At 68.8% G+C, this 11,079-nt stretch carries 9 protein-coding genes; 6 read left to right on the top strand and 3 right to left on the bottom strand.

Going from position 1 to position 11,079, the window contains the following annotated elements; all coding sequences use genetic code 11:
• The 5 genes from VGF12_RS00930 to VGF12_RS00910 form a co-directional block, all read left to right on the top strand.
• The coding region (locus tag VGF12_RS00930; protein WP_331174171.1) for a sugar ABC transporter permease at positions 1–520 on the top strand (520 nt) is incomplete at its 5' end.
• Positions 517–1,329 (top strand): carbohydrate ABC transporter permease, encoded by an 813-nt coding sequence (locus VGF12_RS00925; protein ID WP_331174170.1) that lies wholly within the window; start codon positions 517–519, stop codon positions 1,327–1,329. The genes VGF12_RS00930 and VGF12_RS00925, both read left to right, overlap by 4 nt.
• Positions 1,326–4,274, top strand: a complete 2,949-nt coding sequence (locus VGF12_RS00920; protein ID WP_331174169.1) for a hypothetical protein — start codon at positions 1,326–1,328, stop codon at positions 4,272–4,274. The genes VGF12_RS00925 and VGF12_RS00920 overlap by 4 nt, the downstream gene beginning before the upstream one ends.
• Positions 4,271–5,002 carry a dienelactone hydrolase family protein gene (locus VGF12_RS00915; RefSeq protein WP_331174168.1) on the top strand — a complete coding sequence of 244 codons (732 nt, stop codon included), beginning with the start codon at positions 4,271–4,273 and terminating at the stop codon, positions 5,000–5,002. Before VGF12_RS00920 ends, VGF12_RS00915 begins: the two co-directional genes overlap by 4 nt.
• A gap of 2 nt (positions 5,003–5,004) precedes the next feature.
• The gene (locus VGF12_RS00910) at positions 5,005–8,292 is read left to right on the top strand and encodes a GH36-type glycosyl hydrolase domain-containing protein (protein ID WP_331174167.1); all 3,288 of its coding nucleotides are present in this window, start codon (positions 5,005–5,007) and stop codon (positions 8,290–8,292) included.
• A gap of 1 nt (position 8,293) precedes the next feature.
• Here the strand turns inward: VGF12_RS00910 and VGF12_RS00905 are convergent, their stop codons facing one another.
• The 3 genes from VGF12_RS00905 to VGF12_RS00895 all read right to left on the bottom strand — a co-directional run bounded on the left by VGF12_RS00905 (position 8,294) and on the right by VGF12_RS00895 (position 10,449).
• Positions 8,294–9,004: a PEP-CTERM sorting domain-containing protein gene (locus tag VGF12_RS00905; protein WP_331174166.1), complete on the bottom strand. Its 711-nt coding sequence runs from the start codon at positions 9,002–9,004 to the stop codon at positions 8,294–8,296.
• Between the two features lie 114 nt (positions 9,005–9,118).
• The gene (gene dtd, locus VGF12_RS00900; protein ID WP_331174165.1) at positions 9,119–9,559 is read right to left on the bottom strand and encodes a D-aminoacyl-tRNA deacylase; all 441 of its coding nucleotides are present in this window, start codon (positions 9,557–9,559) and stop codon (positions 9,119–9,121) included.
• Positions 9,556–10,449 (bottom strand): cation diffusion facilitator family transporter, encoded by an 894-nt coding sequence (locus tag VGF12_RS00895; RefSeq protein WP_331174164.1) that lies wholly within the window; start codon positions 10,447–10,449, stop codon positions 9,556–9,558. Before VGF12_RS00895 ends, dtd begins: the two co-directional genes overlap by 4 nt.
• Positions 10,450–10,511: 62 nt before the next feature.
• Between VGF12_RS00895 and argB the strand changes: the two genes are divergently transcribed.
• On the top strand, positions 10,512–11,079 hold a 568-nt coding region (argB, locus tag VGF12_RS00890; protein WP_331174163.1), incomplete at its 3' end, for an acetylglutamate kinase.

Genomic DNA, 11,079 nt, shown 5'->3' with positions numbered 1-11,079 from the left:
CATCTGGCGCTACCTCTTCCACGTCAAGTACGGGCTGGTGAACTACACGCTGCAGGCGCTCGGTGTCGATCCCGTCGACTGGCTGGGCGACCCGCATTGGTCCATGCCCACCATCATCTTGTTCGCCGCCTGGAAGAACTTTGGCGGCAACATGATCATTTTCATCGCCGCACTGCAGGCCGTGCCCCACGACCTCTACGAGGCGGCGCGGCTGGACGGCGCGCGCAGTTGGGCGCAGTTTCGCTACATCACGTTGGCCAGCATCGCACCCACGCTGCTGATGGTCACCATCCTGACGACGGCCGGCTATTTCCAGCTCTTTGCCGAGCCCTACGTGATGACCCAGGGCGGCCCGCTGCAGAGCACCGTCAGCGTGCTCTACCTGATGTACGAGGAAGGTTTCAAGTGGTGGAACCTGGGCCTGGCCTCCGCGGTGGCCTTCCTGCTCTTCGCCATCATCGTCATGGTCAGCAAGGGCCTGATCGCGCTGCAGCGACGCTGGACGGGGGAGGGCGCATGAAGCCCAGGACCTTTGTCGTCAATGGCCTGCTGTGGGCTCTCGCCGCGCTGGCGGCTTTCCCGCTGGTGTGGATGGTCTGCGTGTCGCTGATGCCCGCCGGCACGGCCCAGAGCCTGCCGCCCCCGCTGATCCCCAGGCACCCGACCTTGGAGCATTACCAGCAGCTGCTGGGCGATGGTGGCCTCAAGCGCGCCTTCGTCAACAGCCTGGGCCTGGCCGTGGTCAGCACGCTGGTGTCGGTCAGCTTCAACACACTGGCCGGCTATTCGTTCGCCAAGCTGCGCTTTCGCCACCGCGAACGTGTCTTCGGGCTGCTGATCGCGGCGCTTGTCATCCCCGGCCAGGTCGCCATGCTGCCGCTCTTCCTGATGCTCAAAGGCATGGGCCTGGTGAACACCTGGATGGGTGTCCTGATTCCCAGCATGGCCGGCATATTCGGCATCTTCCTCGTTCGCCAGTATGCGCGCGGCGTGCCCGACGAGCTGCTCGAGGCCGCGCGACTGGACGGCGCCGGCGAGTGGCGCATCTTCTGGAACATCGTGTTGCCAACCCTGAAGCCCGTCCTCGTCACCCTGGCCGTGTTTGCCTTCCTCGGCAGTTGGAATGACTTCATGTGGCCGCTGATCGTGCTGACTGACGGTGAGATGCACACGCTGCCGGTCGCGCTGGCGGCGCTTTCCCGGGAGCATGTGCAGGACAGCGAGCTGATGATGGCCGGCGCGGTCATCACGGTGCTGCCCGTGCTCGCCTTGTTCGTTGCCCTGCAGCGCTACTACATGCAGGGCCTGCTGATGGGAAGTGTTAAGTGATCAAGGCCATCGCGTTGTCCCTGATGGTGTCGATCCCGGCGGCCGCCGCCGTGCTCGACGATATGAATGACTCGTCGCCTTGGAAGGCCACAGCCTCCGACCAGGTCAAGGCCAGTCTGCGCCGCGATGTCCGCGACGACAGCCTGTGCCTGGACTACGACTTCGCCGGCGTCTCCGGCTATGCCGTCATGCGCCGCGAACTGCCGCTGCACTGGCCGGCCGACTTTGCGCTGATGACCCGCCTCAAGGGCAAGGGCATGAACAACGACGTGCAGATCAAGCTCGTCGACACCAGCGGCGACAACGTCTGGTGGATCAACCGACCGGCGCTACCGCTGCCGGACACGCTGACCGAGATGCGCTTCAAGCGCCGCCACGTGGCGTTCGCCTGGGGGCCGACCGAAGACCGCGTGCTCAAGCAGAGCCGCTTCGTCGAGTTCGTCGTCGTTGCCGGCCAGCAGGGCGGCGGGGCAGGGGAACTCTGCGTCGGCGGGCTCGCCATGGAGGCGCGCGAGCCGGCGCCCAAGGTGTGGCCCGAACCTCGGCGCAAGATCGGAGCCGGCGAAGTGACGCTGGACTTCCAGCGCTTGCGCGAATTCAACGGCTTGTGGTTTGCCCGTGGCGCGGCGCTGCGCGTCGAGGTGTCAGACGACAACCGGCGCTGGAAGTTGCTGTCCGCCCGCGCCGGCCGCGCGCTCTTCGTCGGTGAGCAGGAGTGGCGCTGGATCCGGCTGCGCTACGAGGGACGGAAGCCACCTGAGGTCGAGCTGCGCGACGCTGCCCAATGGCCCGACCGCAATGCTGCCCTTGCCGAGGTCGCCCGCTCACTGCCGCGAGGCGAGCTGCCGCGCGCTTTCCTTGGCGAGCAGAACTACTGGACCGTCGTCGGCGTGGACGGCGGCGCCCAACGCTCCGGCCTCGTCAACGAGGATGGCGCCATCGAGTTGACGCGCGGCGGCCCCAGCCTTGAGCCGGCCGTGCAACTGTCCGATGGGCGGTTGGTGACGTGGGCGCAGGCGCGCATCGAGCACAGCCTTGTTGAAAATGCGTTGCCGGTCGTGCAATGGCGACATGCCGACGTGGAGTTGCGCGTGGAAGCCGGCGCCGATGGTCCGCCCGGCAGCCCTGCGCTGCTGGCTCGCTACACGCTGCGCAACCCGACGGGCAAGACTCAGCGCTATGCGCTGCTGTTGGCGTTGCGCCCCTGGCAGGTCAACCCGCCGCAGCAGTTCCTGTCGACGCCGGGCGGTATCAGCCTGCTGCCGTCGCTCGCTTGGAGCGATGGCCGGCTGGCTGCGGCGGGCCTGGGCATCCAGCCGCGCGAGACACCGACGGAGGTCCGAGCCGCCCCCTGGAGCGCTGGCCCCGGCCTCGCGACCCTGCTGCTGGCCCCGCCGCTGATCCGGCTCAGCGACGAAGAGGGCCTGCCCTCGGCGCTGATGCGCTTTGACGTCCAGCTCGCGCCCGGCCAGGCGCGCACGCTGGGGTGGGTGACGGGCGGCGAGGCTTCTGCGCTGGACACCCGCCTCGCCGTCGCCGCATCGCAATGGCGTGACCGCCTCGGCGTGCTGGAGCTGCAGCTGCCGCCACAGGCCCGGCCCGTGGCTGAAACCATGCGCAGCGCGCTGGCTCAGATCCTGATGTCCCGCGACGGCCCGGCCCTGCGTCCCGGCACGCGCTCCTATGCCCGTTCCTGGGTGCGCGACGGCGCCATGATGGTGGCCGGCCTGGTGCGTATGGGCGAGGTGCAGGCGGCGCGCGAGTTCGTTGACTGGTTCGGCGGCTACATCTTCGACTCCGGCAAGGTGCCCTGCTGCGTGGACCAGCGCGGCGCTGACCCTGTTGTCGAGAACGACAGCCATGGCCAATACCTGTTCGCGGTTGCGGAACTGTGGCGCCACACCCAGGATCGCGCCTTGCTGGAGCGCCACTGGCCCAAGGTGCAACGCGTCGTCGCTTGGATGGAGGGCCTGCGTCTGAGTGAGCGCAAGCCCGACGCCGACCCGCGCTTCAAGGGGCTGATGCCCCCGTCCATCAGCCACGAGGGCTATTCCGACAAGGCGGCCTACTCCTACTGGGACGACTTCTGGGCGTTGCGTGGCTTCAAGGACGCCGTGCAGATCGCCCAGGCCATGGGCGACACCGCGCAGGCCGTCCGCTGGGCCGTGTCGCGGGACGAGTTCGAGGCTGACCTCGCCGCTTCGATCGCGGCGACCGCCCGGCATTACAAGATCGACCACATCGCCGGCGCCGCCGACCGCGGCGACTTCGATGCCACGTCCACGACCATGGCCCTCAATCCGGCGCAGGCCGGGGGGCTTGTGCCGGACCTGCTGCGCGCCACTTTCGACCGCTATGTGGCCGAAGCCGATGCCCGCATCGATGGCCGCAAGGCCTGGCGCGACTACACGCCTTACGAGCTTCGCAACGTCAGCGCCCTGGTGCGACTGGGACGCGTGGACGATGCCCACCGCTTGCTGGCTTGGTTCTTTGGCCATCAACGCCCGGCGGGCTGGAACCAATGGGCCGAGGTGGTGTTGCCGGATGCGCGCGAAGCGCGCTTCCTCGGCGATATGCCCCATGCCTGGGTCTCGTCCGACTACCTGCGCTCGGCCCTGGACCTGTTTGCCTACGAGACCGACAACGGTCTGGTGCTCGGTTCGGGACTCCCGGCGGCTTGGCGCAACGCCGGCGACATCGGCGTGACAGGCCTGTCCACGGCCTGGGGGCGGCTGGACTACCGCTTGCTGCGTCGCGCCGACGGCGGCTGGACGCTGTGCATCGACCGCCGCCCCGAACGCCTGGCCGGTGAGCTGCGGCTGGCCTGGCCCGGTACGGGGCGGTTGCCGCGCGCCAGCGTCGAGACTCAGGGGCTGAACTGGCAGGGCCGTGAACTGTCACTGCCCGCCAACGCCACGACCATCCAATTGGAGCCCACGCCATGACGATCACCCGCCGCCAGCTGTTGACGACGACACCCGTGCTGCTGAGTGCGTGCTCGGCGCCGCCACGCACCCCGCCTGCACCGCCCGCGGGACTGGCTGCGGGCGAGCAGCGCCCCTGGCAGCTGGAAGATGAGCGATTCTGGATCTGGCTGCCGCGCGAGTACGGACAGCGCATCGAGGCCTGGCCGCTGCTGGTCTTCCTGCATGGCTCTGGCGAACGTGGCACCGATCTGGAGAAGGTCAAGGTCCATGGGCCGCCCAAGCTCGTCGCGCAGGGGAGCGCCTATCCCTGCGTCCTCGTCAGCCCGCAGCTCGAGGATGGCGCCCGCTGGGACCCCGAGCGCCTGCACCGGCTGCTTGGCGCCTTGAAGGCCAGGCTCAACATCGACCCGCGACGCTGCGTCGGCACGGGCCTTTCCATGGGCGGCTTCGGCATGTGGCAGTGGGCTTGCGCTTATCCGCACGACCTCGCGGCCATCGCGCCCGTCTGCGGCTTCGGCGACCCGGCCAAGGTGGCCGCCATGCGCAACGTGCCGGTGCGCGCCTACCACGGTGACCAGGACAGCGTCGTGCCGCTGGCACCGCACATCGCCTGCGTGGAGGCCTTGCGCGCCGCGGGCGGCACGGCCTCGCTGACCGTCTATCCCGGGGTCGGACACGATTCGTGGACCCCGGCCTACCAAGATCCTGAATTGCTGCCCTGGCTGCTGTCCCAACGCCAGACCTGACGATGAATCTGCACCTGATCCGCAATCGCGCCGGCCTCGAGGCCGAGCTGCTGTCCCATGGTGGCCTGCGCCGCCTGATGTTCGGGCCGGCGCTGATGGTCAACCTCTTCCCCGGCAACGAGCTGGAGGGCGGCCCGGCCAACGTCTGGCTGCGCCGGCGCGATGCGGGCGGGGCCTGGCGCGTCGCGCCGCTGCTCGGCCCGCTGTCGCCGCTGGTCGTGCATGCCGACGATGGCGCCTTCGAGATGCGCGGCGACTGGGATGGCCTGACCCTGCGCTTGCAGTTGCGCCTGGCGGCCGACGAAGCCGCGCTCTTCTGGCACCTGCAGGTGGAGAACACTTCGGCCACGGCCTGCGAGATTGCGCCCGTGCTGGTGCAGGACGTCGGCCTGGCCGATTACGGCGCCGTCCGCACCAACGAGTTCTACGTCAGCCACTACATCGACCTGCAGCCCCTGCCCGACGCGGGCCACGGCGTGTTGCTGGCAGCGCGTCAGAACCAGGCTCAGCGCGGCAAGCATCCTTGGCTTCTGGCCGGTTCGCTGCGGCGCGCCGAGGCCTTCGCGACCGATGCGGCTCAGATCTGGGGGCAGGCGGCCCGCGAAGGCACCACGCCACCGGCGCTGCGGACCGGCCTGCCGACGCAGCGCCTGCAGCAGGAGCATGCCGTCGTGGCGCTGCAGGACGCAGCCATCGCCCTCGCTCCAGGCGAGGGCACGACGGCTGGCTTCTTCATGGCACTGCAGCCCCACCATCCGGAGGCCAGCAGCGACGCCGACCTGGCCCTGCTGCCCGCCCTGCTGGCGTTGCCAGAGGCGCGGCTGGCGGCGCCTCTGGACGTGCCCGGCCGCGCGCCTACACCCAGCCTATTCGCCAGCGCGCCCTTGCTTGCCAGCCGTGACCTCGACGCGCAGGAGTGCCACCGACTCTTTGTCGGCGAGCGCCGGCACGAGGAATGGCAAGACGGCCAATTGCTCAGTTTCTTCGCGGGCGAGGCAGCTCACGTCGTGCTGCGGGCCAAAGAACTGCGCGTGCAGCGCCCGCACGGCCACATCCTGCGCAGTGGCGCCCATCTCGTACCGGACGAGAGTGCGTTGACGTCGACCTGCTGGATGGGCGGTGTTTTCCATTCCATGCTGACCCAGGGCCATGTCAGCATCAATCGCCTGTTGTCCACGCAGCGCAGCCTGCTGGGCCTGTTCCGCACGGCTGGTCTGCGATTGTTCATACGGGCCGAGGACGGTGACTGGCAACTGCTGGGCCTGCCGTCCGCCTTCGAGATGCAGCCGCAGCGTTGCCGCTGGCTGTATGCCCATGAGGGCGGCCTCATCGAGGTCGTTGCCGAGGCAGGTGCCGCGCCGACGGCGATCGGGCTGGCGTTGCGCGTGCTGCACGGCGGCCCGCTGTCCCTGCGCGCCAGCCTCAATCTCGCGCTGGGCGGCGACGACGGCGCCTCGCCGCTCAGGCCCCAGTGGGCCCGCAGCGGCGACCGGCTGCGCCTGACCCCGCCCGCGGGCAGCGAGCTCGCTCAGCGTTTCCCCGATGGCGGCTTCAGCATCGACGCGCCGGGTCTGGCCATCGTCGGCGACGACGGCCGGCTGTTCGCGGACGGCGCCAGCCGCGGCGAGCCATTGCTCAGCTTGGACTTCGCGCCCGCGACCGCCTTTGCGCTGACGCTACACGGCGAGCTGCTGCAGACCGCACCTCTTGCACCGCAGCCGCTGGTGCTGCCGCATTGGCAGTCCGGTCAGTCGGCGCTGGTCCAGCTGGGCGACATCCTGCCCTGGTACGCCCACAACGCCCTGGTGCACTACCTTTCGCCGCGCGGGCTGGAGCAGTATTCCGGCGGGGGCTGGGGCACGCGAGACGTCTGCCAGGGACCGCTTGAGATGCTGCTGGCGCTGGGCCAGACGGCGCCGGTGCGCGACCTGCTGCTGCGCGTCTTCAGCGCCCAGAACCCCGACGGCGACTGGCCGCAGTGGTTCATGTTCTTCGAGCGCGAGGCCAGCATCCGCGCCGGCGACTCGCACGGCGACATCGTGTTCTGGCCGCTGCTGGGCCTGGCCCAGTACCTGATCGCCAGCGGCGACGCCGGCCTGCTGGACGAGGTATTGCCTTTCCACGACGGCGAGACGGCGACGCTGGCCACCCATGTCGAGCGGGCGCTGGGCCTGATCCGCCGGCGCGTCGTGCCCGGCACGGGGTTGGCGGCTTACTGGCACGGCGACTGGAACGATTCGCTACAGCCCGCAGATCCAGCGCTGCGCGACCGCCTTTGCAGCGCCTGGACCGTGACGCTGCATCACCAGATGCTGCACACGCTGGCGACAGCCCTGGCCCGCGTCGGGCATGCCGATCAGGCCGCCTCACTGACGGCCGAGGCTGTTGGCGTGCGTGCTGAGTTTCAGCGACTTCTGGTGCAGGATGACGTCGTTGCCGGCTATGCGCTCTTTCCCGAGCAGGGCGAGCGTGAGCTGTGGATCCACCCGAGCGACACCCGCACCGGCCTGCGCTACAGCCTGCTGCCGATGATGCATGCCGTGCTGGACAGCCTGCTCACTCCCGAGCAGGCTGACGCGCAAGCTGCGCTGATCGAGCGCCATCTGAAAGGCCCGGACGGCGCCCGCCTGTTCGATGCGCCGCTGCCTTATCGCGGCGGCCCCTCCAGGCTCTTCCAGCGTGCCGAGACGAGCAGTTTCTTCGGTCGCGAGATCGGCATCATGTACATGCACGCCCATCTGCGCTATGCCCAAATGCTGGCGCACCTGGGGCGCGCCGAGGCCTTTCTGCAGGCGCTGACGCTGGCACACCCCATCTTGCTCGCCGACCGCGTTGGCAGCGCCAGCCCGCGCCAGGCCAACTGCTACTACTCCAGCTCTGACGCCGCTTTCGCCGATCGCTACGAGGCACAGACCCAATACGGCCGCGTGCTGGCTGGTGAGGTGGCGCTGGACGGTGGCTGGCGCATCTATTCCAGCGGTCCCGGCATCGCGCTGGGGCTGGTGATCTCGTCGCTCCTGGGCTTGCGGCTGGAACGTGACGAGCTGGTCATCGACCCCGTGATGCCACCGGTGCTGGATGGCCTTGTCGTGCAGGTCCAGCTGGCGGACCTCCGCTTCGAGCTGCGCTACCGCGTCGGCCCGCGCGGCCATGGCGTGGCGCGCGTGATCGACGAGGCGGGTCAGACGCTGCGGGCTCTGCGCCGCCCACACGCCTACCGCACGGGGGCGCTGGCGCTGGCGCGGCCGGCGCCGGGGGGTGTCTGCCGCTGGACGGTGGAACTGGGCTGAGTCAGCTCTTGCGGCGGCGGATGGCGCCGGCCATCAGCGCCACGGCGCCCAGGCCGAACAGCGCCGCCGACGTGGGCTCGGGCACGGCCTGATAGACGACGTCGAACGAACCGACGTTGTCGTAGTAGTAGCCGGCTGCGGCATTGAAGCCATAGGCGTCGGCAAGGCCCAGAACCAGCGTGCCGGCGCCGTCCGGGATCTGGAAGGTCTGGGTGGCGCCCGTGCCGGTGCCCGTCAGGCCATCGCCGATGAAGAACACCTGGCGCAGGCCGGGAGCGTAGGAGGATTGCGCGTAGTCGGCCGGCGTGGCGTAGGCCAAGCCGGTCGGGGCGGCCAGGCCGGAGATGTCACCGGTTTCGATGAACACACCGACCAGAAAACCCGACAGCGGGCCGTCAAAGCCGGAGATGGGGCCGACCGACGGGATGTGGGTGCTGCCCGCGAAGAGGCCACCGTCGGGGCCGTTGTTCAGGCTGCCGCCCCAGCCCGCGAGGCCGCTGGCCAGGAAGGTGATGGAGCGGCCTGTGCCGGCGCTCAGCGTGATGACCGGTGCCACCACGCCGCCACCGCCGCCACCGGGGGCAGGCGTGCCTACGCCGTAGCCGAAGATGTTGGCCTGGGCATCAACGGTCAGGCTGCCCGATTGGGCGTGAACCGCCAGCGGCGCGGTGCTCAGCAGGAGTGTTGCGAGGGCAGCGGGGAGCGACTTCATGGGTTCCTTCCTTGGCTTGCGGGCGGCGCGCGACTGCCCACGGACGGTGCGAATTGGAGCCGTCGCGGCCTTCCCTGACCATCCCACGGAACAGGTGGTCAGCAAATGTCCGGTTTAGGCGATTCGCATCGGAATGGTGACCGGGCCGTCGTTGACCAGGTGCACCTGCATGTCAGCGCCGAACTCGCCGCTGGCCACGGTCGGATGCTGGCTGCTCGCGAACGCCAGCGTGTGCTCGTAGAGCTGCCGCCCGATTTCGGCCGGCGCGGCGCCTGAAAAGCTGGGCCGGTTGCCGCCGCTGGTGTCCGCCGCCAACGTGAACTGGCTGACGATGAGCAGACCGCCGGCCACGTCCTGCACGCTGCGGTTCATCTTGCCGCCTTCGTCACTGAAGACGCGCAACTTCAGAACCTTGGCGACGAGCCTTTCGGCGGTTGCCTCGCTGTCCGTCGGCTCGGCGCAGACCAGCATCAAGAAACCGTGACCGATGCGACCGACAACTCGGCCGCCCACCTCGACGCGAGCTTCCCGGACCCGTTGCAGCAGCGCGATCACATCAGGTCCTTCGGGTCGTCGAAGTGGGCTTCGACGTCCATGGGCAGCAATTGGATGCTGGCGCGCAGGCCGGGCACGGCGCTCATCAGCGCCTGCTCGACCGAGGTACGCAGTGCGGCGGCTCGGCCCAGCGTCCAGCTGGACGGCATGTGCATGTGCAGGTCGACGAAGCGGCGCTGGCCGGCGACGCGACTGTTGACGTGGTCGAACCGGATGGTGTGCGGATGATTGAACTCATCCAGCACGGCCTGCACGCGGGCCTTGGATTCGGTATCCAGCGCCTCATCCATCAGGCCGCGGGTCGATTCGCGCATCAGGTGCACGCCCTCGCGAAGGATGTTCAGCGCGACCATGACGGCCAGCAGTGGGTCCAGCCATTGCCATCCCGTCGCCATGACGCCGAGCAGACCGACGACGACGCCGACCGAGGTCCAGACATCGGTGAACAGGTGGCGGGCGTCACCCTCCAGCGCGATGGAGCGCACCTCGCGGGCCTTGCGCAGCATCGCCCAGGCCAGCGCGCCGTTGAGCGCCGAGCTGACGATGGCCAGCGTCACGCCCAGGCCGACGGCGTGCAGCGGCTCCGGGTGGCGCCAGCGGTCGACGGCGCCCCACAGGATGCCCAGTGCTGCCGCGATGATGAGGATGCCCTCGAAGCCGCTGGAGAAGTACTCGGCCTTGTGGTGGCCGTAGGGGTGCTCGGCATCTGGCGGCTGGGCCGCCAGCGTGATCATGGCCAGCGCGAACACGGCGCCGGCCAGGTTGACCAGAGATTCGAGGGCGTCGGCCGCCAGGCTGACAGAGCCGGTCCACCACCAGGCCGCGGTCTTCAGGACGATGGTCACGATCGCGGTCGCGACGGAAAGCTTGAGATATGCGCTTGCTTGCATGGCGCCACATTTTGGCGCGCGTGCTCTTCCTAGAATGCGTCGCATTCCATCGGAGCCCGAGCATGACCACCGCCCTCACCCCCGACGTCTCCCACATCGCCCCGCGCGACAAGGCCGAGATCCTCTCGCAGGCACTGCCCTACATCCGCAAGTTCCACGGCAAGACCATCGTCATCAAGTACGGCGGTAACGCAATGACCGACCCGGCGCTGCAGCAAGACTTCGCCGAAGACGTCGTGCTGTTGAAGCTGGTGGGCCTGAACCCGGTCGTTGTGCACGGCGGTGGGCCGCAGATCGAGGACGCCTTGAACAAGCTGGGCAAGAAGGGGCACTTCATCCAGGGCATGCGCGTCACTGACGAGGAGACCATGAGCGTCGTCGAATGGGTGCTGGCAGGCGAAGTGCAGCAGGACATCGTCGGCCTGATCAACGCCGCGGGTGGCAAGGCCGTGGGCCTGACGGGCCGCGACGGCGGCATGATCCGCGCCAAGAAGCTCAAGATGCTGGACAAGGATGATCCGGCCAAGGAACACGACGTGGGCCAAGTCGGCGACATCGTCTCCATCGACCCCAGCGTCGTGAAGGCGCTGCAGGATGACCAGTTCATCCCCGTCGTCAGTCCCATCGGCT

This window comes from Roseateles sp., from assembly GCF_036404855.1.
Lineage (GTDB): Bacteria > Pseudomonadota > Gammaproteobacteria > Burkholderiales > Burkholderiaceae_C > Pelomonas.
This window is presented reverse-complemented; position numbering and strand designations above follow the sequence as displayed.